General features: G+C 71.9%; 15 protein-coding genes. 2 read left to right on the top strand and 13 right to left on the bottom strand.

All coding sequences use genetic code 11. From position 1 onward, the window contains the following. The first annotated feature begins 33 nt into the window (after positions 1 to 33). Entirely contained in the window at positions 34 to 960 is a 927-nt protein-coding gene (locus HED23_RS09525; protein WP_203187421.1) for an ABC transporter permease, read from the top strand. A gap of 364 nt (positions 961 to 1324) precedes the next feature. Here HED23_RS09525 and HED23_RS09520 read toward each other — a convergent pair whose 3' ends face one another. From HED23_RS09520 to HED23_RS09490, 7 genes are all read right to left on the bottom strand, one after another. Then, on the bottom strand, positions 1325 to 2980 hold the full coding sequence (locus HED23_RS09520; protein ID WP_203182967.1) for a nitrite/sulfite reductase: 1656 nt from the start codon (positions 2978 to 2980) through the stop codon (positions 1325 to 1327). Beyond that, complete coding sequence (locus tag HED23_RS09515) at positions 2964 to 4295, bottom strand: hypothetical protein (protein ID WP_203182966.1); 1332 nt, start codon at positions 4293 to 4295, stop codon at positions 2964 to 2966. The genes HED23_RS09520 and HED23_RS09515 overlap by 17 nt, the downstream gene beginning before the upstream one ends. Then, positions 4292 to 5968 (bottom strand): selenium-binding family protein, encoded by a 1677-nt coding sequence (locus HED23_RS09510; protein ID WP_238441893.1) that lies wholly within the window; start codon positions 5966 to 5968, stop codon positions 4292 to 4294. The genes HED23_RS09515 and HED23_RS09510 overlap by 4 nt, the downstream gene beginning before the upstream one ends. Positions 5969 to 6178: 210 nt before the next feature. Next, complete coding sequence (locus tag HED23_RS09505) at positions 6179 to 6829, bottom strand: response regulator transcription factor (RefSeq protein ID WP_203182964.1); 651 nt, start codon at positions 6827 to 6829, stop codon at positions 6179 to 6181. Between the two features lie 257 nt (positions 6830 to 7086). Next, on the bottom strand, positions 7087 to 8301 hold the full coding sequence (locus tag HED23_RS09500) for a sensor histidine kinase (protein ID WP_203182963.1): 1215 nt from the start codon (positions 8299 to 8301) through the stop codon (positions 7087 to 7089). Between the two features lie 100 nt (positions 8302 to 8401). Then, positions 8402 to 9883, bottom strand: coding sequence for an MFS transporter (locus tag HED23_RS09495; RefSeq protein ID WP_203187420.1), 1482 nt, complete (start codon positions 9881 to 9883; stop codon positions 8402 to 8404). 344 nt (positions 9884 to 10227) lie between these two features. Continuing rightward, entirely contained in the window at positions 10228 to 10650 is a 423-nt protein-coding gene (locus HED23_RS09490) for a DUF3291 domain-containing protein (protein ID WP_203182962.1), read from the bottom strand. Positions 10651 to 10736: 86 nt separating this feature from the next. On the opposite strand from HED23_RS09490, the gene HED23_RS09485 reads away from it, so the two are divergent. Then, positions 10737 to 11402 (top strand): MerR family transcriptional regulator, encoded by a 666-nt coding sequence (locus HED23_RS09485; RefSeq protein WP_203182961.1) that lies wholly within the window; start codon positions 10737 to 10739, stop codon positions 11400 to 11402. 7 nt (positions 11403 to 11409) lie between these two features. Here the strand turns inward: HED23_RS09485 and HED23_RS09480 are convergent, their stop codons facing one another. Genes HED23_RS09480 through HED23_RS09455 form a run of 6 tightly spaced genes read right to left on the bottom strand, consistent with a single transcriptional unit; the run spans position 11410 to position 25946 of the window. Beyond that, the gene (locus HED23_RS09480; protein WP_203182960.1) at positions 11410 to 12711 is read right to left on the bottom strand and encodes an NAD(P)/FAD-dependent oxidoreductase; all 1302 of its coding nucleotides are present in this window, start codon (positions 12709 to 12711) and stop codon (positions 11410 to 11412) included. Positions 12712 to 12739: 28 nt separating this feature from the next. Next, positions 12740 to 13528, bottom strand: coding sequence for a 4'-phosphopantetheinyl transferase family protein (locus tag HED23_RS35660; RefSeq protein WP_203182959.1), 789 nt, complete (start codon positions 13526 to 13528; stop codon positions 12740 to 12742). Next, positions 13525 to 15306: an acyl-CoA dehydrogenase family protein gene (locus tag HED23_RS09470; protein ID WP_203182958.1), complete on the bottom strand. Its 1782-nt coding sequence runs from the start codon at positions 15304 to 15306 to the stop codon at positions 13525 to 13527. The genes HED23_RS35660 and HED23_RS09470 overlap by 4 nt, the downstream gene beginning before the upstream one ends. After that, on the bottom strand, positions 15303 to 17027 hold the full coding sequence (locus HED23_RS09465; RefSeq protein WP_203182957.1) for an acyl-CoA dehydrogenase family protein: 1725 nt from the start codon (positions 17025 to 17027) through the stop codon (positions 15303 to 15305). Before HED23_RS09465 ends, HED23_RS09470 begins: the two co-directional genes overlap by 4 nt. Then, entirely contained in the window at positions 17024 to 18649 is a 1626-nt protein-coding gene (locus tag HED23_RS09460) for a PfaD family polyunsaturated fatty acid/polyketide biosynthesis protein (protein WP_238441891.1), read from the bottom strand. The genes HED23_RS09465 and HED23_RS09460 overlap by 4 nt, the downstream gene beginning before the upstream one ends. 25 nt (positions 18650 to 18674) lie before the next feature. After that, positions 18675 to 25946, bottom strand: a complete 7272-nt coding sequence (locus HED23_RS09455; RefSeq protein WP_203182955.1) for a beta-ketoacyl synthase N-terminal-like domain-containing protein — start codon at positions 25944 to 25946, stop codon at positions 18675 to 18677. Positions 25947 to 25957 lie beyond the last annotated feature (11 nt).

Here is a 25957-nt window from a genome sequence, read left to right as displayed (position 1 = left end):
CGGTTGTCCGACCCCGTCCCGGACCAGGCTGCGATGCCGGGCCCCTCGGCCCCGGACGGGGTTCGGACCACAGCTTCTGAGGCCCGTTCGACGGCGGACGCCGGCCGTACGGACTCGGATCTCGCCCGTCTGGAGGCGGGTCTGGACTCCCTGGAGGCCAAGCCCGTGGTGCGGGACCCGGCATGGCGCTTCCTGCGGCGCACTCTCGCCCCTCCGTTGCTGGGTGTGCTGCTCGTCCTGACGGTCTGGCAGACGCTGCACGCGAGCGGGGTCGTGTCCGAGGAACGGCTGCCGGGCCCGGGGGCGATCGCGGACAGCTTCCGCACCCTCTGGCTGCGCGGCACCCTGTTCGAGATCATCTGGACCAGTCTGGAACGCGGCCTGTTGGGCTTCCTCGCCTCCGTGGCCATCGGCACCCCGCTGGGCCTGATCGTGGCCCGGGTGCCGCTCGTCCGGGCAGCGGTGCGCCCCGTCCTGTCCGGTCTGCAGTCCCTGCCTTCGGTCGCCTGGGTGCCCGCCGCCGTCATCTGGTTCGGTCTGACCGACGGCGCCATGTACACGGTCATCCTGCTGGGCGCGGTCCCCTCGATCGCCATCGGTCTCGTCTCCGGCATCGACCAGGTGCCCCCGCTGTACCTCCGTGCGGGACGGACCATCGGTGCGACGGGTCTGCGCAGTGCCCGGTACATCCTGCTGCCCGCGGCCCTGCCCGGGTACACCGCCGGGCTGAAGCAGGGATGGGCCTTCTCCTGGCGCTCCCTGATGGCGACCGAGCTGATCGCCTCGTCCCCCGAACTGGGGATCGGCCTGGGGCGTTACCTGGAGAACTCGCGCGAGAGCATCGACATGCCCGGTGTCTTCCTCGGCATCCTGCTCATCCTCGCCGTGGGCATCCTGATCGACCTCCTCGTCTTCAGCCCGCTGGAGCGCTGGGTGCTGCGCGCCCGCGGCCTGGCGTGACGGAGCCGGCACCGGGAGCCCGGAGGCGGACGCGGTGACGTGTCCTCGGCGCGGGAACCGCCGTACGGCCGGTGTGCCGCGTGCTGCCTGTGCTCCGTGTGCGCCCCGTGCGCCTGTGCGGCCCGTGCGTGTGTGCGCCCCGTGCGCCGGTGCGGCCCTTGCGCCTGTGCGGCCCGTGCCGCCTCCCGCCTCGGTCCCGACCGCGGCCGGCGGAACCGGACCGGCCGTGGTGACCCCCGTACCGACCCGTGGCAGGGCGGTACGGGGGTCAGCGCGTCCTGGCCGGCCACGGCCGCGACCGCGGAAAAGGTGCCGGCGGAACACCCGTAGGTGTTCCGCCGGCACCTTTCGCCCACCGGGGGGATCAGCCCGGCAGCGCGTCCTGCTCCCGGAGCACCCACTGGGCGAAGGTCTCCGTCTCGTCGGTACGGCCCTCCCGGTAGTCGCGTGCCAGTCCTTCGACGAAGTCCGGCAGGTCCGTCGCGGCCACCTTCATTCCACGGGGCTTGTGCCCGAAGGCCGCCTCGTCGTCCTTGGCCAGCGAGAGTCCGCCGCCCAGGTGGACCTGGAAGCCCTCCACCTGCGTACCGTCGGCCCCCGTGACGATCTGGCCCTTCAGACCGATGTCCGCGACCTGGGTGCGGGCGCACGCGTTGGGGCATCCGTTGATGTTGACACTGATGTCCGTGCTCTGGTCCGCCAGCCGCCGTTCCAGCTCCGCCACGAGTTCGGCGGCCCGGTCCTTCGTCTCGACGATCGCCAGCTTGCAGTACTCCAGTCCCGTGCACGCCATCGTGGAGCGGCGCCAGGCGGAGGGAGCGACCTGCAGATCGACCGCCTCCAGGTCCCGCACCAGGGGTTCGGGGTCCGCCACGTCGAGGACGATCAGTTTCTGGTACGGCGTCAGGCGGATCCGGCCGGAGCCGTGGGCCTCGACGATGTCGGCGAGCCGGGTGAGCAGGGTGCCGGACACCCTGCCGACCACGGGTGTCGCACCGACGTAGTACCGCCCGTCACGCTGCTCGTGGACACCGAGGTGGTCGACCGGCACCGCGGGCAGCACCGGCTCCGGGCCGTCGAGCAGCGGTCTGCCGAGGTACTCGGTCTCCAGCACCTCCCGGAATCTCTCCACTCCCCAGTCCGCGATCAGGTACTTCAGGCGGGCCCTGTTGCGCAGCCGCCGGTATCCGTAGTCGCGGAAGAGTCCGGCCACCGCCGCCCAGACCTCGGCCACCTCCGCAAGCGGCACCCAGGCTCCGGGGCGTTCGGCGAGTCTGGGGGAGGTCGCCAGCCCACCGCCCACCCAAAGGTCGAAGCCCGGTCCGTGCACGGGGTGTTCCACTCCGAGGAAGGCGATGTCGTGGATCTGGAAGGGGACGTCGGGCAGCCACGAGACGGCGGTCTTGAACTTGCGGGGCAGATTGGACAGCGAGGGGTCCCCGACATGGCGGTCGACGATCTCGCGGATCGCGGATGTGGCGTCCAGTACCTCGTCGGGGCTCACTCCCGCGACCGGGCTTCCGAGCACGACCCTCGGGCAGTCACCGCACGCCTCGGTGGTGGACAGGCCCACGGCCTCCAGCCGGCGCCAGATCTCCGGGACGTCCTCGACGCGGATCCAGTGCAGCTGGATGTTCTGACGGTCGGTGATGTCGGCGGTGTCCCTCGCGAACTCCGTGGAGAGCGCGGCGATCTCACGCAGCTGGGCCACACCGAGCTCTCCGCCGTCGACCCGCACCCGGAGCATGAAGTGCTCGTCGTCGAGCTCCTCCGGTGCCAGCGTCGCGGTGCGTCCGCCGTCGATGCCGGGGCGCCGCTGGGTGTAGAGCCCCCACCACCTGAACCTGCCGCGCAGGTCGTCCGGGGGGATGGAGGCGAAGCCCTCGCGCGAGTACGTCCGCTCGATGCGTTCCCGCACCCGCAGCGGGTCCTCCTCCTTCTTGAACCGCTCGTTGTCGTTCAGCGGTTCCCGCGAGCCGAGCGCCCACTGGCCCTCGTCGCGCCTACGCTCCCGGGTCATCGTTCTTCCTTTCCCTCAGCGGGGCACTGATCGGCGCGATCATTCCCGACGGCAGCCATTCGGCATCGCCGCCCGCGTGATGGTGGCCGCCCTGGCCCTCACCGTCCGCGGCGGTCATCCCGCCGGGTACGTAGGCGACCGCGACCGCGTAGAGCCGTGGTGGTGTCCTGGGTTCCTCGTCGCGCACACGCTGCCAGGCCCGGTAGCCGGTGCCCGACGGGTATTCGCCGGGCATCCGCGCGGTCAGCGCCTTGACGTACGCCATGGCCTCCGCGCGCCTCGGCGCGTACCGCAGGGGGATCAACTGCCCGGCGCTGGGCGTCAGTACCGACCGGGCCAGCAGCCAGGGGGCGAGGTAGACGCCCTCGGCGCGGGTCTTGCCGGCCTCGACGGCCAGTGCCGCTTCCGTCGCCCCCGGCCAACCGGTGGTGACGAGCAGCGGCTGGGAGGCCGCGGGGCCGGGCCGGGTGACCTCGATGCCCTCCTGCCCGGCGGCGGAACGCACCGCGGCGGCCGCGGCCCTGCCGCGCGCCGAATCGTCGGACACCAGGCCGACGGAGCGGGTGCCACGGCCGGCGAGGAAACGCACGGTGGCCGACAGGGTGGCGGCGTCGTCCTCGGTGAGGCGGTCGGACGGGCAGGCGGTGAGCGGTGCCTGCTCCCCGGCCACGAGGGCACCGGCCGCCGCCGCGGCGCACTCCGGCCCGTCGGCTGTGGCCAGTGCCGCCGGCGCGGCCGGGGCGTCGCGTCCGGTGTCCACCGGCAGCTCCCCCGTGCTGCCCCCCGCGGAGATCCGCAGGGTGCTGCGGCCCTCGGGGAGGTCCACCGGGATCCAGGTCTGGGAGCTGCCGGGCCGGCGGTCGCCCCGTCGCAGCTCGCCGGTCGCGGTGCCGGCCTGCGCGTCGTCGGCGCCGACCGCCACCAGGTTGCCGCCCGGACGGCCGGGCACGACCAGCACGCCGACCTGCTTCCCGCCCAGCGGGAGCGTACGCAGGAGCGGCGTGCCCGGCCGGGACTGGACCTGCGCGGCCTGGGCGCCGTCCGCCGTGTCGGCGGTCCCCCGGTCGCCCCGGGTGCCGAGCGCCGCGACGGTGACGAGGACGAGTGCCAGGGAGAAGACCGTGCAGGAGACGACGAGGGGCCGGCGGGGCAGCAGCCGCCACCGGGCGAGTGCCGCCACGGCCACGAGTCCGATGACGGATGCGACCGCGATCGGGATCAGGGTTCCGCCTGCCGGCGAACCGTCCAGCGCGGCCAGGTGACCGCGGCCCGGGGAAAGGGCCGCGGTCACCTGGTTACCGATGGATCCGGTCACTTCAGCACGCTGTCGCTGACGGTGAACAGGATGCCGTGCGGACGGGCGGGGCCGGTGTCGCCGTGCGGCCACGAGGTCCGGTCGAAGTCCACGCAGGGCTTGCCGCTCCCCTGGTCGCGGAACGTGGTGTCCTGCTTGAGCTTGCCCGACCTGTCGAGGTCGTACATGCACACCTCGTGGTTGCCGTCACCGCTGAAGGAACCGGCGATGAAGTAGTTCGACGTGGCGAGGCGGCGGATCTGCTTCGTCTCCCGGTAGGTGCCGTCGTGCGTCCGCTCGAAGTTGTCCATCGCGCCCCAGTGCGGACCGCCGTCGGTGGTGTCCTTGATCGGCATCGCGGAGGTTACGGCCGGGCAGTCGCTCTCGGCGCCGCCGCGGTAGACCTCCTTCAGCTTGTCGATCTTGCACTTCGGGTCGTCCCCGGCGGCCAGCAACTTGCGGATGTCGAGCACGTAGACCATGCCGGTGGTCCTGTCGAGCGGCTTCCCGTAGGCGGTGGACTGGCCCATCACCGTGTGGAACAGGTAGCGGTCGTCCGGGCTGACCATCAGCCAGCTTCCCGCGTCGCCGCCGCCCGTGACGTCCTTGTCGGCGCCGGCGGCGCGGTACGCCGTGGTGTCATCGAACACTTCACGCCACTTCGGTTCGGGCACCGTCACGTCGGGCGCGTAGAAGATCGCACCGCCCAGCATGGAGGAGGCGAACGCACCCTTGTGCGACTTCTTGTTGGGGAGCGCGGGCTCCATGACGACCCGGGACTCGTGCCACATCGCCGACTTCTCCTGCGCGGCGCGCGGCCCGTCGGGCATCTTGCTCACGGAGAGGAGTTCGGGGTCGTTGCGGTCGGTGATGTCCCAGACACGCACCGTCTGACGCGCGAGGTTGGTCTGGTCGGGCAGCGTGGGACTCATGAAGTGGCGGGCTTCGACGAAGTCGCTGGCGACCATGATGTTGCGCTCTTCGCTGACCATGATCCCGTGCGGGTTGGCGCACGTGGCCTTCTCGATCCTGGGCACGTTGCCGCACTGCTCCGGGTCCTCGCCCTCGGCGAGCGCCGCGGGGATCTCGGCGAGCGTCTTGCCGTTCTTGTCGAGCCGCACGATCTCGCCCGGTGATCCGGCCGCACCGTTCCCCAGACGGACCTCGCCGTTGGTGAACGTACACGGACCGGGGAGGTCCGGGCCGCCGAGATAGCTGGCGTACGCGGTGCCGTCGCGCAGCACCTGGAAGGCGTCGGGGGCCGTACCGCACGGGGTGTCGACCGACGAGTTCACGCCGGCGAGCTTCAGGGCGGGAAGCGCCTTGGTGTCGAAGACGAAGACGGTGTCCATGAGCAGACCGCCGGCGTAGAGCCGGTCACCCTTGTGCCACACGTACTGCATGTGGTGGGCCTCGTGCGCGAGACTCGGGCCCAGGGTGACGGTGTTGACCACCTCGCCGTACGTGGGTGAGCTGCGGGTGGCGTCGATCACCGCGAGGAAGTCCGGCTTCGAGGGGTCGGCGGAGCCCGCCCAGGTGAGCATCCACTCCCGGCCCCGGCCCTTCGAGGCGGGCAGCAGGTGGTTGGTCGCCGTGTACGTCACACCGTCGGTGGCGAGGAATTCGGATGTCGTCCGCTGCGGTTCGGGAGACGCCACGGCGTCTCCCGAACCTGTCAGCAGAACAGCGGTCATGCCGACCGCAGTGAGGCACGCGGCCAGGCGGGATGTTCCGCCCGGCCTTCGGAGACTGAATCGTCGCACGTCGCGAACGCTCCTCTCACGGAGCTGTCTGGTGGGTCCAACTGGCGCCGGTACCCTCGCAGAACCCGCTGACGTGCCACTGACACACCGATCGTGCAGTCCGTCCGGCCGTCCCCGGGACGGACAGGGCCGCTCGTCCGGTCAGTTGTGGAGCAGCCACCCGGCGTCGCGGGCGATCCGCACGGCGTCGGTCCGGTTACGCGCGTCAAGTTTGGCGACGATGGTCGTCATGTAGTTGCGCACCGTCCCCGGTGACAGGTGCAGGAACTCCGCGATCTCGGCCGATTCCGCGCCTGCCGCCGCCAGCCGCAGCACATCGGCCTCCCGCGCCGTCAGAGGGCTGGGCAGGCCTTCCCACGCTGCGAGCGCCAGCTCCGGGGTGATGACCCGTTCGCCCGCCATGACCCGCCGGACGGCCTGGATGAGGTGTTCGGCAGGCGCGTTCTTGACCAGGTAGCCGTCGACCCGGATGTCCTGTGCCCGGCGCACGACGTTCGGTGTGTCCAGCACGGTCAGCATGAGGATCCGGCACCCCGGCAGCCGCTCACGCAGCCGTTCCGCTCCGGTGAGTCCGTCGAGACCCGGCATGTTGACGTCCAGGATCGCGATGTCGGGTCGTGTCCGTTCGGCGACCGGAAGTAGGTCCTCCCCGTTCCCCACCTCCCCGACAACCTGAATATCGTCCTCCAGTTCGAGTAGAGAGGCGAGAGCCTCCCGCACCATTTGCACGTCTTCTGCCAAGATCACACGTATCACGCACACCCCCGCGTCTCCCCAGCCCCGGCCATGCATCGTAATCAGCCAGAGGTGGGATTGTCGGGGAACGCCTGAGCCGGGGGTTTCCCGTGGGAGCCGGCCCTCCTTCGCACGTGTGTACGGCCGACTTTCGGCAGGACGGCGCTGTGCACCCGCCCCGCGGGCGGGGAGCCGGAAGCAGGTGCGGTACCACTGCGGAGGTGGGGCGGGACGGGGCGGCGCCAGGCCGGCGCCGCTCCCGCGCGACCGTGCCGCCCCTTGCCGGAGGCGGCACCCACCGGGCCCCGGGCGGGTCAGCAGCTGCCGGCGGGAACCGGTGTCGCGGCGCGGCCGGACGACCACCGGCTGCCCGTTCCGGGCGGGAGGACCACCACGCGGGTCGGCACCACCGCCACCACACAGAAGATCCCGCCTGGGCGCGGCTCGGCGTGGAAGGTGCCACCGAGCGCGGCCACCCGCTGGACGAGGTTGCCCAGACCGCTGCCACCGGAGCGGGGGGCCCCGCGCACGGCGGCGGACCCGTCGTTCGTGACCTCCAGGCGCACGGCGCCGGGCAGCGCGGTCAGCGCGATGGCGCAGCGTGAGGCCCTGCTGTGCCGCAGGACGTTGGTGACCGACTCGCGCAGGACGGCGGCCAGGGCCGTACCCGCGTCGTCGTGCGCCGGGAGCGCGGCCACCCGGAGCTTGACGTCGACGTCCATGGACCGGAGGAGTGACGCGACGGCCTGCACCTCGCCCGACAGCGAGACCCCCTGGTAGCCCCGCACCGCCATCCGGAACTCGGCCATGGACTGCCGCGATGTCCGGACCAGCTGCTCGGCCTCCGAGGCCGCCCGCTCCGGACAGACCGCGAAGGTCCGGTTCACCAGCTCGGCGCGCATCGCCACCGCCGAGAAGGTGTGCCCGAGCAGATCGTGCAGATCGCGGGCGAACCGGTCCTGCTCGCTCTGGACGGCGGCTCTCGCGAACTGGTCCCGGTAGCTCCGCGTCCGGTGGATCAGCAGGACGGTCCGGGACAGGGTGTACGACATGAGGCCGATCACGAGGATGGCCCCGCCGAAGGCGATCGGATAGGACGGCGCATCCGAGGAACGCGCCACCAGCATCGGCTCCAGGACCACCACGAGGCCGAAGAGCGGCCAGGCGTAGCGGGCGCGCATCACCAGGAACACGGAGCCGGAGAGCGTACCGGCCAGGACGCAGCAGGCCTCGTGGACCAGCTCCGCCGCCAGCAGGACGATGACGAACTGGGCGACGAGGGCGGGGGCGGCCCACCGGCCCGGTACACCCCCGTGCTCGACGCCCCTCGCCGCGATGACGCAGGCCTGGAGGGAGAGCAGCGTGATCTCGAGGAGCAGGACCAGCCCGGACCGGCCGAAGCCGGACTCCCCGCCCACCGCTCCGTAGACGATCACCGTGAGCGTGGCCGAGCTGACCCCCAGCAGGCCGGTCACGTGGAGGACGCCGTTCTGCGTGATCCTGGCGCGGTGCTCCGCCAACGTGCTCATCACAAGCCCTCTTTCCTCTGCCTCGACGCTTCCCGCCAACGGGTTGTCTACAGGGGGACCGCAACACCGAGCCGCCGCCCCGGTGGGGCGGCGGCCGAAATCAAGGGGTCACGGAGGTGTGCGGCCGGTCCGCCGCCGGTTCTCTCCCGTCGGAACTCCCGGCCGGGGCGTCCGAGACGCGGCGCGGGATGGCCAGGGCACAGAGAGCCCCCACCAGGACGACCCCGACGCCGACCCAGATCGCCGGGCGCATCCCCTCGACGAAGTCCTGGGCGTTGCGGTCGCTTCCGTAGTGGACGAAGACACTGCTCAGGATGGCGGTGCCCAGGGCACCCCCGATCTCGCGGACCGTGTTGTTGGCGCCGGATGCCTTGCCGCGGTTCTGCGCTCCGACCGAGGCCAGCACAACCGACGCGGTCGGGGCGAAGACGAGGCCCATCCCGATACCGGCGACGATCATCGCACCCACCATGCTCGAGTACGGGGTGTCCGCCGTCGCCACCAGGTCGATCCAGGCCAGCCCGACCGCCTGGAGCAGGAGGCCGGCGGCCATCAGCCGTCCGCCGCCCAGCCGCTCCGTCAGCGCACCGGCGACCGGGGCGACGAACATCGGCATCAGGGTCCACGCCAGGGTGAGCACACCGGCCTCGAGCGGAGTCCGGACCGGCGCGATCTGGAAGAACTGCGCGAGCAGGAAGATTGACCCGAACACGCCGAAGTACATGGCCGCGGAGACGAGGTTGGAGAAGACGAACGCCCGCTTGCGGTAGAAGGACAACGGCAGCAGGGGCTGACCGGCGCGGCGCTCCCAGAGCACGAAGAGCACCAGCAGGACGACGCCTGCCGCGAAGGCCGAGAGGATCAGGCCCGAGCTCCAGCCCTCCGTCTCGCCGTTCACGATCGCCCAGACGATCGCCACGAGCCCGGCCGTCACCAGCACCATGCCGGGCAGGTCGAGCCGGGACCCCGGCACCGAGCTCTCCCCGAGCACGGCGAACACCAGCGGAATCGCCACCACGCAGACCGGCACGTTGACCCAGAAGATCCACTGCCAGTCCAGACCCTCCACCACCGCGCCGCCGACCACGGGACCGAGGGCCACCGCCATCCCGCTGACCGCCGACCACAGCCCGAGGGCCAGATTGCGCCGCCGCTCGGGGACTTCCTCGGCCAGCAGTGTCAAGGAGAGCGGCATGACGGCGGCGGCACCCATGCCCTGCAGTGCGCGCATCACGATAAGCTGGCTGCTGTCGTCGGCCATACCGCAGCCGATGGAGGCGAGCGTGAACGCCGCCACCCCGAGGACGAAGACGCGCCGTCGGCCGAACCGGTCCCCGAGAGCCGCACCGGTGAGCAGCAGACAGGCGAAGCTGAGGACATAGGCGTTGACGAACCACTGCAGGTCCGTCGTGGAGGCATCGAGGTCTACGGCCATGGACCGCAGTGCCGTCGACACCACCAGGTTGTCGAGCGCGACCATGAACATGGGCAGGCTGCACGCGACGATCGTCACCCACAGGGGGAACCGGCGGCGCCGGTCGTCCGGGGCGAGGCCGGGCCCGCCGGCACCGTCCCCGTCCATATTGATTGTGCTCATGACAAACTCCTCCATCGAGCGGACAGCGGGGTCGGACACACGGATGGAGCGCTCCACCGGGACCACCGGCGGGGGAATGACGACAGCCCCGGCGGAGCGCAGCTGGGGGGCCGGCGCACGGGAACGGAGCCCGGGCCGGCGGGAAGGCCGCCGCCCACGGCTGTCCGGCGCTCCGGCGGGCGCCGGGGCCGGGCGGGGCGTCGGACGTGGAGAAGTACGGGTCACACCACCGGGCCCGGCGCGGCGACGGGCGGGGGCCCCGGCGGGACACCGAGAAGGAGGGTGCCGTCCGCCCGCGGCCGTCAGGCCGGGGCGGGACAGTCATCCGGTCAGGCCCGGCCGCCGCCTCCGGCCGCGTCCTCACGCGCCTTGTCGGCCAGGCGTCGCTTGGCGTCGTCCCAGCCGATCGGCAGTGACGACGAGTCCACCTCCCAGAAGGTGAAGGTCGACTGCCGCATGACCGGCGCCATGGCCCTCATGGCCGCACCGTGCGGATCCGACTTGGCGTAGGCGTAGAGGGCGTCACGGTCCTCCCACGCGGACAGCGTCCAGAAGACCCGCTTGAGGGGCTGCGCGATGAGCGAGGCGCCGTACGCCCCCGGGGCGGTCTTGACCTGGCTCCAGGAGCTCAGCGACTTGAGCAGGAACCGCGGGACGTCCGAAAGGGACTTCACTTCGAAGCGGGAAGCCATGACGTACGCGCTGCCCTGAGGCGGTGCGGGGTTCGGGGTGATCCAGCCAAGTGTCGGCATGACGACGCCCACCTTCCTGAAGACGGCCAACGACTGCAATAATAGACAGTAGCGCCATCCGTTATCCAGTGGGTTAGTGGAGCACGATGAAAATTTCGGAACTGAGTCGACGCAGCGGGGTCTCCATCCCCGCCATCAAGTACTACCTGCGCGACGGCTTGCTGCCGCCAGGCCATGCGACCGCGGCCAACCAGGCCTCCTACAGCGAGGACCACCTGCACCGGCTCCGCCTGATCCGCACGCTGATCGGGGTGCGCCGGCTGCCGGTCAGCTCGGTCCGGGAGATCCTGGGCGCCATCACGGAGGAAGGCGACCTCCACCAGATCTTCGGGATCGTGATCGACGCCCGTCCGGCCGCCCTGAAGCAGAAGCAGGAGCAGGACGCGCAGGCTGCGGAGCAGGAGACCACCGGCGTCACCGACGTGCGCAGACTCATCTCCGAGATGGGGTGGGACGTCGCCACCCACACCGCCGCCATCCAGACGCTCGGCGACGTGCTGGACGCCCTCAGCGAGCTGAAGGCCGACATCGACTGGCAGACGCTGCTGCCCTACGCCGAACTGGCCGACCGGACCTCCGAGCTCGACGTGGAACAGATGCACGGCACGTCCGACCTGCTGGAGCAGGCCGAACGTGCCGTGCTGGTGTCGGTTCTCCTGGAACCGGCTCTGCTGGCTCTGCGCAGGCTCGCCCAGGAGGACAAGTCCGCCCGCCTGTTCAGCCACACCGCGGAGAAGGGGAACGGGGACTGAGGGGAACTCAGGAAATTTCGTCCAGGATCCGGGCCGCCGCCTCGGCCCCGGCCGAGAAGGCTGCCTCATGGGAGCCGATCAGGTCGGGGCCCAGCTCCTTGCTGTGGAAGTAGGACCCGCACAGCTTCACCCCCGTGCCCTCGTTGGCCTCGTAGATCACGGACTGCCGGTCCCGCAGCGCCACGTCGATCACCGGGTGGGTGTAGTCGAACTCGGCGATGACCAGATCCGGGTCCGGCGGACGCGGCGGGTCGAGGGTGACGAAGTAGTCCTTCTCCGCCGTGAAGTCGTGCAGCCGGTTGAGGTAGTACGTGACGAAGCAGCGGGTCTCCCCGTCGGCCTTCGTCTTCCCGTAGTTCCAGGCCCCCCAGCGCTCACGGACGGTGGGCATCAGCGAGGCGTCCTTGTGGAGCACCACGCGGGAGCTGCTGTAGCGCACCCCCTCCAGCGCCGCGCGCTGCGCCTCGGTCGGGTTCTCCAACAGGGCGAACGCCTCGTCGGCGTGGGTGGCCAGCACCACGTAGTCGAACGTGCTGCTGCCGGCCGCCGTGGTCACGGTCACCCCGTGGGCCTCCTGACGGACCCCGGTGACCGGTTCGGAGATCCGAAGGTCGGGTCCTGTCGCGGCCAGCGCCTTACGGACGTACGAGATCGAGCCACCGCCCACCGTCCGCCAGTCGACCCTGCGCCCGCCCAGTCCGCCCTCGTCATGACCGACGAAGAAGGCGATGACGGTGGCCGCCGGCATCTCCCAGATCAGTTCCGCCGGTACCGACCAGACGGCCGAACAGAGCATGATCAGGTACGAGTGGCGGAACTCGGTGCTGTATCCGTTCCGGTCCAGGTACTCCCCGAGCGACATGTCGGCACGGCCGCGTGAGAAGTCCCGGCGGCTCTCCTCGTGGAAGCGCCGCACCTCCCGCCAGACGTCGGGGAACTCCGGGTAATTCGCGGCGTAGCGGGCCTCTATCTCGGACTCCTCCAGCTCCATCTCCTCGGTGCCGAACTCCAGTCCGCTGTCGAGGTCGAAGAACTCGAACCCGCCCGGGTGCGCCACCGTCTCGACGCCCAGCTCGGCGAAGAACGCGCACAGACGGGGATAGAAGCGCGGGTTGAAGACGACGAACGCCGTGTCGAGGCCGAGCACCCTGCCGTTCTCCTCGACCTCCACCGTGTTGGCGTGGCCGCCGGGGCGGGGCTCGCGCTCGAAGACGGTGATTCTGGCACGGTCGCGCAGGCGGTAGGCGGCGGACAGGCCGGCGGGGCCCGCGCCGATCACGGCGACGTTCGGTGATGCGTTCTCAGGCATGGATGTTCCTTCCACTTCACGGGGTTCATCAGGAAGATGCGGGGACATGAGGTCCGGCGGGCCACAGCCCCAGGGGGAACCGCCCGGCCTCGGCGAGGTCGTGGCGGCGCAGCCTGCCCGCTCCCCCGTCGTCCACGGCCACCGCGAGCAGGTGGCCCGGGCCCGGGCGCAGCAGTTCGAGCCGCCAGCGGCGGGCGGCACCCGGGCGCACGGCGTCGGTGACCACCAGGCCGGTGCCTTCGGCGCGCCGGGTGAACCGCAGGTCCCCCAGACCGTTCACCAGCCCGGTTCCGATCCCTTTGAGGTAGGCCTCTGTGAGGACCCAGAGCTCTCCCAGGGCGGTGGCGGAGTCCGGCGCCCCCGCCACGGCCGCCCGCTGCGCCTCTCCGAGCTGGGCGCTGAGCAAACGGACCGTCTCGTCACCGAAGGGGACGCGCTCCACGTCCACACCGCACGCGTGCCCCTGGGCGACCACGCACGCGATCAGCCCCTCGGTGTGGGACAGGTTGAACCGCAGGCCGCCGTGGCCGGGGTCGAGCTCCGGACGCCCGTGGCGGCCCACGGTGAACCGCCAGGCCGCCGGGGGGAGGCCGGCGCGGGCGCTGAGCGCGACGCGGCACAGCAGCCGGCCGCCGAGGAAGCGCCGCCGCGCCCCGGACGACCGCTGCCGGGCATGGCGCGCCCGTTCGTCCGGAGCGAGCACCGCCGCCGGTCCGCCCGCCAGCTCCGCCAGCTCCGGAACCAGCCCCTCGGGAAGCGTCCACAGGTCCACCGCGGTCGCCTCCTCCGGCGCCGCACCGACCGGGCCTGGGCTCACCCGGAGCTCCCGGTGGGCTCGGCCAGCCCGACCGGCCAGTGCGACAACAGCCGGTTCCCGGCGTGCAGCCGGGTGAGCACGGCGAGCACCTCCTCCGCGGCGGCCGGGTCGCGGTAGGGCCTGAACGGCTCGAACTGCTTGTTCAGACGCTCCAGTTGCAGCAGGAGCAGTGCGGCACTCGGCAGCGGCTCTGCCATGCTGTCCTGCGAGTGCACGTACGTGAGCACACAGGCGGCTGCCGCGTGGATGACGCAGTACTCCTTCGCCAGCTCGAAGAGTTCCGCCGACTGGGCGTAGCCCCTGCCCAGTTCCTCCCGGAGCCGGGTGGCGCGCTCCTCCAGCGGCCCGAGCCTGGCCAGCAGCCCGTGCCCGACGTCGGCGGCGAGCAGCAGCCGGTCCTGGTCCTTGTCCACCGCGTGGTCAGCGAGTGCGCGCAGTCTCTCCAGGCCGTCGGGCGCGGCCAGGACCGCGTCGTCCATACCCCGGCTCGACAGCTCCTGCGTCCAGGGCCGATAGGTCGGGAGTTCGGTGTCCATGCCGAAGAGCACGGCGGCGCGCGCGACCGCTTCCTTCCGGACCTCCGGGCCGGCCGTGCGGGCCCGCTGCAGCAGCGGGGCCAGGTGGTGGCCGATGTTACGCAGGTTCACGACGGTGTTCCCGTCGGCCATGTTGGTCACCAGGATGTCGCGGAGCATCTTCTGGTGCATGCCGTAGCGCGGGTGCTGCCGGAGGAACGCCCTGGCACCGAGGACGACGTTCAACCGGGACAGGGTCCCCTCCAGCAGCGTCGGGACCAGGTACTTGGACGCGGACGACCACACGCTGACCTGGTCGGGCGAGATCTGGACACTGCGGACGGCGCCGAGGCACATCGCGTCGGCCACCATGAGCTCGGCGAAGGACTCCGCCAGCTGGAGCCCGGTGTACGGGACCTCGACAACCGGACGGTCGAAGAGCACCCTGCCCTGCGCGAACTCCAGGGCTGCCCTCAGGGAGGTGTCCACCGCCGAGAGCGCCAGGCTGAGAATGACGAGGCGCGCGGTCTGGCTGGTCTTCAGCGCGATCTCGAGGCCTTGCCCCTCGGCTCCGATGCGCAGTTCCTCGGGTACGAACACCCCGTCGAACCGCAGACCGCTGAGATCCAGCGCCCTCACACCGTGGAGTTTGACCAGAGGGGTCTCCCGGATCGTCTCGGCCTCGGCCTGCCATTTGTCGACGACGAAGATCGAGAAGTCCCCGGGACCGCTGCGGGCCCCGGTCCTGGCGAACACGACCATCCGGTCGGCGAAGGTGGCATTGCCGATCGGCCACTTCTCCCCCGTCAGCCGGTAGCCGCCCGGGACCTTCTCCGCCACGACCTCGTTGCCGAGCAGATCACTGCCGTGCGCCGCCTCGGACAGTCCCCAGGCCATGCTCACCCCGTTGTGGATGTCCTCGATCTGCCGGCGCTTCTGCTCATCGGTGCCGCCGATCCACACGGGCGCGAACGCCGCCTGGGTCAGTCCCGCCGCGATGGCGGTGGCTCCGTCACGGCGTGCCACGATCCGCATGAGCAGGAAGCCGGTCTCGGGGCTGCCGGCCTTGCCTCCCTGTTCCGCCGGCAGCCCGTAGTCCAGGAATCCCCAGCGACGCAGCATGCCGATGAAGGCGTAAGGGCACTCGTCCCGCTCGTCGAACTCGAGCACCTCGGCGAAGGACATGCGGCTCGCAGGATCGTGCGGGTCGCCCAGATACCGCTCGAGGCCCTCGGCCAGATCGGTCAACTCGGCCTGGGTCATGAATCCTCCATCGGATGGGAACGGGTGGGGGCGAGTCGGACGGGCAGGGCGGTCAGCATCCTGTTGGCCTCCCGGAGCGCCGACACGGCGTCCAGGGCCGGGTGCATCTCCTCGCCGTGGCGCCGGGGATCGGTGCCGTCGGCGCGGGCGAGCAGGTAACCGAGAGCCGCCCCGAGCCAGCCGGTCGAGGCCGGCGGCGTGCCGTAGAGCGAGAGGTGACGGTTGTGGTGCCACAGCTGGAGGCAGGCCGCTGCGGCGTGCAGCCAGGCGTATCGCTCGGCTAGGTCAGCGAGGGCGTTCGGGTCCGCGTCGCGACGGCGTGCCGCGGTGGCCCCGGCCGGCAGCTCCTCCACGGCGGTGACGAGCCATGCGACGCAGGACCGGGTCCACAGGTCGGCCGCGGTGGCCGGGTCCGCGCCGAACGACCGTGCGGCCTCCCCGAGTTCCCCCAGCAGCGGATCGGCGCCGCGCACGACGAGGCCGAGCCCGGCCGGTTCGTACGGAGGGGGCTCCTCGTCCAGCCGGAAGGCCCCGCGCAGCGTCCCGGGCGGTGAGGTGCGCGCGCCGTCGAGCAGGGAGGGCAGTTGTCCGGCGTAGGAGCGGAGGTTGGCGTGCGGTCCGGAGTCGATGACGCGGACCACGGCGATGTCCCGCTGGAGCTTCTGGAACATGCCCGTGCCGGGAGGGCCCTCCCGCAGGACCGAGCGGGTGGCCAGGACACCGGCGCAGCGGCGGGTCAGTTCCTCGGTGGCCTCGGCCACCACGTGCTTGGCCGCGAGAGCCCACACGCTGAACGCCCCGGGGACGGCGTGGACCCCCCTGGCGGCCGCCAGGGCCGTCGCGTCCGCGGCGAGCAGGGCCGCCGAGGCGACGGCGAGCTCCCGCCGGGCGTGCGCGGTGCTGATCAGGGGCGCGCCGGCCACCCGGTGGCCGGTGGCGAAGTCGAGGGTGAGCCGCGTCGCGGTGTCCGCGCAGCCGAGGCTGCCCGCCATGCTCATCAGCCGGACGGCCTGCTGGGCCCGGACGGCCATCTCCAGGCCTTCGCCGGTCCGGCCCACCTGGGCGCCTTCCGGCACCGGGAGGCCCGTGAAGCGCAGCCGCGCGGTGTCGATGCCACGCATGCCGTTGGTCCTGGCGGCCGGGCGGCGTTCCAGACCGTCGCCGGGGATCCGCTCCAGGTCCAGCAGGAAGGCGGTGAAGGCGGCCGGCCCCCGCTCCCCGGTGCGGGCCACCACGTAGACGGCGTCGCACCGCATGCCGTTGCCGACCATCCACTTCTCACCGTGCAGGGTTCCGTCCGGCGCGAGGCGGACCTCGTTGGCGAGGATGTCGCTGCCGTGCGCGGCCTCGGTGAGCGCGAAGGCCACCGTCCCTCCGCCGGTGAGGATCTCCGCGGCACGGTCCCGCTGCGCGGTGCTTCCGTGTAGCTGGAGGCAGGTGGCGGCGATGATGCCGAACATGGTGCCGGGCATCACGTTCACGTCGCGCCGTGCTGCGGCGCGCACCAGGGTCAGGCTCCGGTCGAAGGAGCGGAACTCGCCGCCCCACCCCTCGGGCAGGTAGTTGAGGTGGAAGCCCGCCGAGACCAGCTTCCGGCAGAGTTCGTCGGGTGCGGCGTCGTCCTCGTCCCGTGCCACGGCGGCGGCGAAGCCGTAGGGGTTGTCCGGGTCCGTCGGGTCACCGAGCAGCTCCTCCACGGCCTCGGGTGTCAGCCCGCTCATGAGGTCACCGCCGTCGCGCCGGCCGTCTCCAGGGGCACCGGGACGTACTCGGAAGCGGCGGAGGGAAGAGTCAGTCCGGCGGTGCGCAGCTGTGCTGTGCGGGTGTGGAAGGCGGCTCCGCGCATGAGGTGATGGGCCACGTCGGCGACCGTCCTGTTGCCGGGGGTGTTGAGGTAGCTGCCGGACACCCAGGAGTTGAAGCTGCCCATCGCGGGACCGCACCAGATCTGGAAGTCCGCGCTGCGCTCGGCCAGGCCCGTTACCGCCCAGCGTGAGGACATGCCGAGGTACCAGCGGAAGACCAGGGCCATCCGGCGCCTCGGGTTGTCGGCGGCACGGCTCAGCTGGTCGGGGTCCCGGCGGCTGAAGTATTCGACGCACTCCTGCCAGACGTCGTCGAGGGGGCGCTGGAAGACCTGGGTCTCCAGCCGGCGGCGTTCCTTCTCGGGCAGCGCCTCGATGCCGTCGTAGGTCTGGTAGAGCCGGTAGAGCTGCGAGGCGCGCATGGGGAACATCGAGCCGCGCCGCAGCACCTGGAGTTCCACGCCCATCTCGAACATGTCGGCCGCGGGCGCCATCACGCAGTCCGTGACGTCGGCCTGGGCGAGCACCTCGCGGGCCGCCCTGGAGGTGCCGGACTCCAGGCAGGACTGGTTGACGGAGCCCGTCACCACGTACGCGGCGCCCATGGCGAAGGCGCCGGCCACCGCGGCCGGGGTGCCGAGGCCACCGGCGGCGCCCACCCTGACGGGTGCCGCGTAGCGGTGCTCCCGCTGGATGGTGTCGCGTATCCGCAGGATGACCGGGAGGAGGGCCGGGAGCGGCCTTCGGTCGGTGTGCCCGCCGGAGTCCGCTTCCGCGGTGATGTCGTCGGCGAGCGGTACGAGGTGGGCCAGGCGGGCCTGCTCACCCGTGATCAGACCGTCCCTGAGGAGCGTTTCCACCAGGGCGGCGGGTGCGGGCCGCATGAAGCGCTCGGCGGTCTCCGCCCGCGAGACCTTGGCGATGACCCTGTTCTCCGCCACCACCTGGCCGGAGGGCCCGGTGCGCAGACCCGCCAGCCGGTACCGCACCAGGTGGGCGGTCAGGTCGAGGTAGGCGGACGCCTCCACGCAGCGCACCCCGTGGCCGAGGTACAGCTCGACCGCGTCGCGCTCCAGCCGCTGTTCGCTGGGACTGTGGATCATGTTGACCGCGTAGGGGAGACCGGGGATCTCCTCACGGAAACGGGCCAGCGCCTTCGCGATGTCTTCGGCGAGCAGGCCCGCGGCCCCGAACGACGCCAGGAAGCCCTGCCGGGCGAGAGCCGTGACCAGCTCGACCGAGGCTATGCCTCCGGCCATCGCCCCGGCCATGTAGGCCTGCCGCACCCCGTGCGCGGCGCGGAAGGCCGCCGAGCCGAGCCGTTGCGGCGGCAGGGCGGGGACGGCGGCGAGCACGGCCGGCCCGTCCCCGCCCGCGGCCGCGGTGCCGCCTGCGACGGCACCGAGGCCCTGGGGGCCGGACACCACGTAACAGGGCTGGTCCAGCCGGCTGAGGACCTGGTGGATTCCTGCGGGATCGGCGCTCGGATACCCCTCTCCGTACCAGCGGACGGTGTTCTGTTCGGTGCTCGTGGACAACTCGGCTCCTCGGCTGTGCATGCGGTCAGTCCGATTCCGGACGGACCTCGATGGCCACGTCGGTGAGTTCGTAGATGCGCAGACGCGGCTTCCAGAGATCCGCGTCGGCGATCAGCAGCAGCCGGCCCGCTTCCCTGCGCACTTCCTTGATGTGCACGTCGAAGAAGAGTTCCTCGTCGTCGCGGAGGATCTGCCCCCGGTACTTCCAGGCCGTCTCCACGTCGGTGGCCATGGCGAAGCGGGGCCGCACCATGCCTTCGGCGAGGTTCTGCTCCAGCACGAACAGGCGCATCGCCTGCAGGACCGCCTCGACGCCCAGCGAGCCCGGCATCACGGGATCGCGGTGGAAGTGCCGGTCGAAATACCACTCGTCCGGGGCGATGCTCCGGTACCCGTGCAGGTAGCCGGCGCCGTGCCGTCCGCCGTCCTCGACCAGATCGACCCGGTCCACCAGGTCGAACCGGCCGGCGGGCAGGTGCAGTTCCCCGCCCGTGGGGTCGCCGAACGCGGCGGAACCCTCGGTGAGGGCGATCCGGCGCACCCGTTCGGCGGCGGGGTTCTCGGCCACGATCCAGGGTTCCTGGTACGCGCCGTTGTCGAGGCCCACCTGATTGGCCAGGGCGGCGTCGCCGAAGTACCCGAACAGCGACTGGCCGGTGTAGAACACCTCGCCGTCGGCGCTCAGTTCGTACGAGAAGTTCTGCAGCACGGCCCCCGTCACCACGCTGGTGCTCAGCAGCTTCGAGTGGTGGCGGATCGTCTTGTCCCGCAGGTCGATGTCGCGGACGAGGGTCGCTCTGCCGTCGAGGTTGCGGATGCGGTACTGCTCCTCTGGACGCGTCAGGGTCGCGCCCAGGTAGTAGCCGAGGAAGATGGCGGCCTGGAGGGAGGACTCCATGTACACGCAGTTCGGCATGTAGGGCGAGGAGTTCTCACGGTAGTACCAGGCGTCGTCCGGGGAGTCGTACTCCGTGACCATTTCCGAGCCGGCACCCAGATCGCCGCGGGTGCCGGTCAGGGACATGACGCGGTCGACGAACTGGAAGTCGCCGTTGGGGATGTAGGGGGCACGGCTGTCGCGGTAGATCTCGAACTCCGGGCCCATCGCCATGTCCAGCAGGCCTCGGGCCGCGTGGGCCAGGTGCAGCTCGTTGATCATCGCGGCCTCGCCGGAGCGGTTGCGGCGGCCGAGGAACGCCGGCACACCTCCGGCCTCCGGACGGTAGGGCGTTCCCGGCTTCTCCACGATCTGGAGACCGAGGTTCTCCATCCGGACGACCGGTTTGTCACCCAGGTACACCAGGACGTCAGCCACGACGGTCGGCCGGGGCAGCAACGTCAGCTCGGTCACCTCCAGTTCGTAGCGGATCTCGGTGTCCTGCGGGGTGATCTGGCCCCGTACCTTGACGTCGATCCGGCGGTCGGTGACCGTCTGGAAGCGGGCGTCCGGGAGCGTCAGGTGCATCCCCTGGTGCATCAGGTAGATCTGCAGCAGCTGGACGGCCCCCTCCGCGACCAGGGAACCCGCGAGCACCGGGTCGTCCGGGAAGTGGCAGACGAAGTACCATGCGTCCGGCTGCAGGCGTTTGACGGCATGGAGCGCCCCGAGACCGCGCGGTCCGCCGGTACGGTCGACGGTGACCTCGTCCACCATGCGCAGCCGCGCGTCGGGCAGGCGCAGCGCCGGGTTGAGGCCCGGGTCCTGCGCGTGGTCGGGGCCGAAGACGTCACCGGGACGGCCCTGGGCCAGCAGCTCCATGTCGGCCGCGTCGAACCGGTCCTTGCGGGCACGGGCCAGCGGTTTGAAGGTGCCCCTGGGCAGCGCCTCGCGCCGGGCGCGCTCCGCGTCCGTCATGACGACGCCGAGCGGGGTGTTCAGCTCCTCCTGGGTGAAGAAGCCGGCGCAGCCGTCCTTGAGTTCGAGGATCAGCTCCCCGTCGGCGTAGCAGAGGTAGCTGAAGAAGAACATCGTGGTCTCGCCCTGGTGGACGAACCGGTCGATGGAGATCTCGTAGCGGAGCGTCTGCCCGGTCCTGGGCAGCCCGCCGTGGAAGATCAGCGAACTGTCGAGCAGCCGGTAGACGCGGTCGCCCTTGTTGCGGAAGTCGATGCCGAGGTAGCTGACGAGGAGCAGGTCGCACTGGCCCGACTCCACGGTCACCGCCGGCGGCACACCGCCGTCGACGGCGTACCAGGCGTCCTCGGGCACGTCGTACTCGGTGGTGATGCGGGCCGGTTCGAGCACACCGGGGCGCGCGTCGAGTGCGGTGACCCGGGTGACGAAGTGGTACGGAGGCGCGGGCAGCCGCACACGGGCACGGTAGGTGTCGATCTCGGCGAACCCGGGGCCGAACGCCTTCGCGACCGAACCGGTGGCGAACTCCATCAGGTCGGCCTGATCGAAGATCACACGGTCGGCGGACCGGTCGGGCACGGTGCCGGGCGGCGGCAGGGGCGGCCCGGCGGACACCGGAGCCGGCGGGGGCGTGGGTCCGGCCGGGGCGGTCAGCTGAGGGGGCGGGGCGGGTGCCGCCGGGAGCGGCGCCGGCGGCAGCGGTACGGGTGCCGCGGGCACGGGGACGGGTGCCGGGGCCGGCGGGTTCCCGGGGGCGTCGAGCAGCGCGTCGGTGCGGTTCAGGGTGGCGGCCTGGAGGACCCGGTGGGTCTCCATCACGATCCCGTGCGCGGCGACCATCTCCCGGCGCAGATCCCGCACCAGGTCGGCCGCCGGCGTACGGCTCCCGGCCGCGACGGCCGGCGCCGCGACGGGCCTGGGAAGCACCGCCGGGGCGGGTTCCGCGACCGGTGCCGCCGCGCCCATGGGGACGGCGGTCACCGGGCCTTCGTCGAAGGTGATGACCTCGGGCATCTCTAGCGTGGGGTCGGCGGGCATGGCAGCGGGCACCTCCGGCGGAGCGGGCGGGTCGATGACGACGGGGGCGGGACGCCCGGCCGCCGGCGCCACCGGCGGGGCGGGCGGGGCGGGGTCGGCAGGGCCGGTCCGCCCGGCGGACATGGCCTTCGCGGCCTCACGGGCTATGCGGTCCGGGATGGGCTCACCGCCGCCCACCCGGACCGCCGGGAGGCGGCGGGCGGGAGGCGTGGACGCGGCCGGAGCCGGACCGAGCAGAGCCGTGAGGTCGACCGGCAGACCGTTGCTGACGAGCCGTGCCGCCAGGTGGGCAAGCGAGACCGCCGGGGTCACCCCGCGACGGTCGACGCCGGCTGCCACGTGCGGGGCCTCCCCGAGCGTGTCCCGGATCCACCGGGAGCAGGTGGCGCCCGGTCCCGCCTCGATGAAGTAGCGGTAGCCACGGTCGTAGGCGGTCCGCACCAGGCGGGGGAAGTCGATCGTGGAGCGCAGGGTGTGCGCGATGCGCTGCGGGGAGTCGCCGAGCCGCTCGGCGGGCAACGTGTCGTAGTCGTAGGCGCTGAGAAGGTCCAGGTCTCCGAAGGAGCCCGTGGGGTAGTCGTTCAGGCGGGCCAGGCCGTCGAACTCCGGGTCCACGACCGGGCAGTGCATCACCACGTTGGCGGGTGAGCGGGCTGCCGGGCAGCCGAGTTCCGCGATGAGCGCCCGGCACTGTGCCGGGTCGCCACCGATCACCAGTTCGTTCGGGGTGTTCACATGGGTGATGTGGACCCGGTCGTGGCGTGTGATGGCCTCGCGCACCGGGTCGGCGGCCGACAGCAGGACATGGGTGGACCACACGTCGGCGTCGGCCGTGTCCTCGGGCAGGTTCCACAGTTCCCGTACGGTGCGGCGCGGTCCGCAGAGCCGGTCCTGGAAGACCGGGCTGTCGCTGATCAGCGAGTCGGAGCGGCCGCGCGCGTCCCATCCCCCGGTCGCGAAGAGCATGCTCGCCTCGCCGAGGCAGTAGCCGAAACCTCCGTGTGCCCGGACGCCCAGGACCTCACGGACCAGCTCGGTGTAGAGGACGGCGAAGCTGGTTCCCGTCGCGAGCATGAACGGGATGTCGTCGGCGAGCCGCTCCTCCATCCGCATCATCGCGCGACGGTCGAGGGCCTCGGCCCCACGGGGGTAGAGCTGTGCCGCCCGCAGCATCCGGGCGGGTTCCGCCGCCTGCTGCTCGAAGCGGTCGAGCAGGCCGGGGAACGTCCTGAAGAGTCCCCTGCCGAGACCCGGGTAGGTGTTGAAGGCCCCGGGATACACCAGGGCCACCCGTCCGTCGGGTCCGATCGGGCTGGGTGTGAAGAACGAACCGGCGGGAGTGCTCCAGTCCTTCCCCTCGGCGCAGGCGGCGGGCAGTGCCCGTGCCGCGAGGTCCAGTTGGCGTCCCAGCGCCTCACGGTCCCGGCCGACGAGGACGACGCGCAGCCGGCTGCCGTCGAGTGCGCCTGCCGCTTCGCGCGCCAGCGCGGACGGGTCCGCGCCGTCCGCAAGCAGAGCGGTGTGCCGGCTGATCGCGGCCACCAGCTCGTCGACGGTGTCGGCACCGAGCGGCAGCAGCAGGGGGCCACGGGCGCGTTGCCAGTCGGACGTCGGCCGGGGGCGGCCGGCGTCCGGGACCGAGGACAGCACCACATGGGCGTGCGATCCTCCGGTGCCGAGCATGCTGACGGCCGCGTGGCGGCTGCCGTCCGGGCGCTCCGGGATCCAGGGGAAGGAGGTCTCCGGCACCTGGAACGCGGACGCGGCGAAGTCCTCGGCGAGGTCGTCCGCCGGACGGCGCCATCCCCGGGTGCCGGGCAGATAGGCGTGCCGCAGGCACAGCACGGCCTTGATCAGCCCGGCGATCCCGGCGGCGCACCCGGCGTCGCCCACCTGCGCCTTGACACTGCCCAGCACGGTGGCGCCGCCGGCCGGGTAGACCTCGGCCAGTGCGGCGATCTCGGTCCGGTCCACGGCACCCGTGCCGGCCGCGTGGGCCTCCACGTACTCCACGTCGCGGGCGGCGACTCCGGCGGCCTCCAGCGCCGCCCGTGCGGCCCGTGCCAGCGCGGGGCCCGACGCGCCGTCGAGGGAGCCGTCGGCGGCCTCCGCGTAGCGCACGGCCACCGCGTCGATGCGGGCGTGCACCCGGCCGGGCACCGCGTCCGGGCGGGTGAGGACCAGCGCGCCGGCGCCCTCGCCGACCCGTCGGCCGCGCCTGCCCTCGTCGAACGTCAGGCCCGGCTCGGTGCTGGGCGCGGGCTGCACGAGCAGGTTCTCCGCGGACCCCGCCAGGTCGACACCGCCGACCAGCACCGCTTCCAGGTCCGGGTCGAGCAGCAGCAGCCGGGCGACGTCCAGCGCCTCCGCGGTGCCGGCGCCCTCGGCGGAGAGGGTGAAGGAGGGGCCGGTGAGGTTCCACCTGGAGGAGATCCGGCCGGCCATCACGTTGCCGATGTAGCTGAGCACCTCATTGGCGCCGATCGGATCCACGACGGCGTCCCTGGCAACCACGTTCAGCGCGGCCCGCTGTTCCTCCGTCAGCTTCACACCGGCCTTGTCGAACTCGTTCCGCAGGAAGGTTCCGAGACCGAAACGGCTCAGTCTGGCGTGCGAGTACGGCTCGATCTCCGTGACCATCACCACCGCGACACGGCGGGGTTCGGGGGTGTTGCCGTGCCCGGTGCCGAGCCGGTACCCGGCATCTCGCAGCGCCTCGTCGGCGACCTTGGTCATCAACGCGTGCTGGGGGTTGTAGATGCGCAGGTCCGAAGGCGGAACGCGGAGGTCGGCGGGGTCGACCTCGACACCGTCGACGAACGCTCCGCTGGGCGGGCCGGTGAGACCGGCCTGTTCCAGGGTGCCCCCGTCGGTACGGTCGAGGCCCCTCCAGCGCCTCTCGGGGAGCGGTCTCAGATCGTGCCCGCCGTCGTACACCGCCCGCTCGAAGGCGTCCACCGACTCCAGCGAGCCGAAGTGCGCCCCGAGTCCCACGACATCGAGCGCGGGCAGCACGGCGGGCTCGGCCTCGGGGGCAGCCGCGGCGTCGGTCCGCGCCGCCGAGAGCACCACGTGCGCGTTGGTCCCGCCGAACCCGAAGGCGGAGACCGCCGCCCGGCGTGGTCCGGAGGAGTCCGGCCAGGCGCGGGCGGAGCGGACCAGGGTCGCTGGTCCCATCCGGCCGTCCTGCGAGGAGATCGGCTGTTCGACCCCGATGGTCGGGGGGATCGTGCCGTCCTCCATGGCCAGGACGACCTTGAGCAGGCTGCTCAGGCCGCCGACGGTCAGCAGGTGACCGATGTTGCCCTTGACGGAGCCGAGCAGGGGCACGTCGCCGTGGGCACCGAAGAACTCCGCGACGGTCTCCGCCTCCGTGGCGTCCCCGATGGGGGTTCCCGTGGCGTGGCACTCCAGGTAGTGGACGGCAGCGGGATCCACCCCGGCGCTCGCGTAGGCACGGGTCAGGGCGTCCAGTTGTCCGCTCTTGCGGGGGACCAGGGGGTGGCGCCCCGCACCGTCGTTGGACAGGCCGATGCCGTCGATCACGGCGTAGACGCGGTCCTTGTCGCGCACCGCGTCCGCCAGCCGTTTGACGGCGACCATGCCCGCGCCCTGGCCGGTGACGATCCCTCCTGAGCGCCCGTCGAAGGGCTGGCTGAAACCGTCGTCCGGGTAGGCGTGCAGGTCGGAGAACGACAGGTGGATCAGAGTGGGGTCCGGCGCGCAGACCGCCCCGGCCAGCACCATGTCCGACTGGCCCGAGGCGAGCTGACCGCAGGCGAGGCTCAGGGCGTAGAGCGCCGACGAGCAGGCGGCGTCCAGGCAGTAGCGGGGGCCGCCGAGACCGAGGGCCCCGGCGGCGACCGCGGCGGGAGATCCGCTGACCCGCAGGTTCTCCGGCAGGATGCCGTCGCGGTGGACGAGGCTGACGGCACCGGGCAGTGCGTCGAGCTCGGGCAGTCCGGCCCGGCGCAGCCCGGCGAGTACCGCCTCCTGCGCCAGGGGGACGCTGACCTCGGCCGAGGTGCTGGTGGGGAACGAGTAGTTGCCCATGACCAGGCCGGTTCTGGCCAGCAGTTCGGGCCGGTCGTCCGCACCGCAGTCGCGCAGGGCCTCCCGGGCGGCGTACAGCGACCAGTGGAACAACGGGTCGAGCCCGGTGAGGTAGCCGGGATCCAGCCGGTAGCCGGCGGGGTCGAACTCGAAGCCGGTGATGAAACCGCCTCGGCGGGACACGATGCGGTGCCGGGGGTCGAGGTCACGCTCGCCGGGTTCCGCCCCGAAGACCTCTTCGCCTCCTTCCCGACGGCTGTCCGTGCCATTGCGGAGGTTCTGCCGGAACTCTTCGGGCGTTCGGGCTCCGGGGAACAGGCAGGAGACGCCGACGATCGCGTATGTGCTCATAACAGGGTGAG

Source organism: Streptomyces pratensis, from assembly GCF_016804005.1.
In the GTDB taxonomy this organism is placed as follows: Bacteria; Actinomycetota; Actinomycetes; order Streptomycetales; family Streptomycetaceae; genus Streptomyces; species Streptomyces pratensis_A.
The sequence above is the reverse complement of the archived record's forward strand: the minus strand, read 5'-3'. Positions and strand labels throughout refer to the sequence as shown.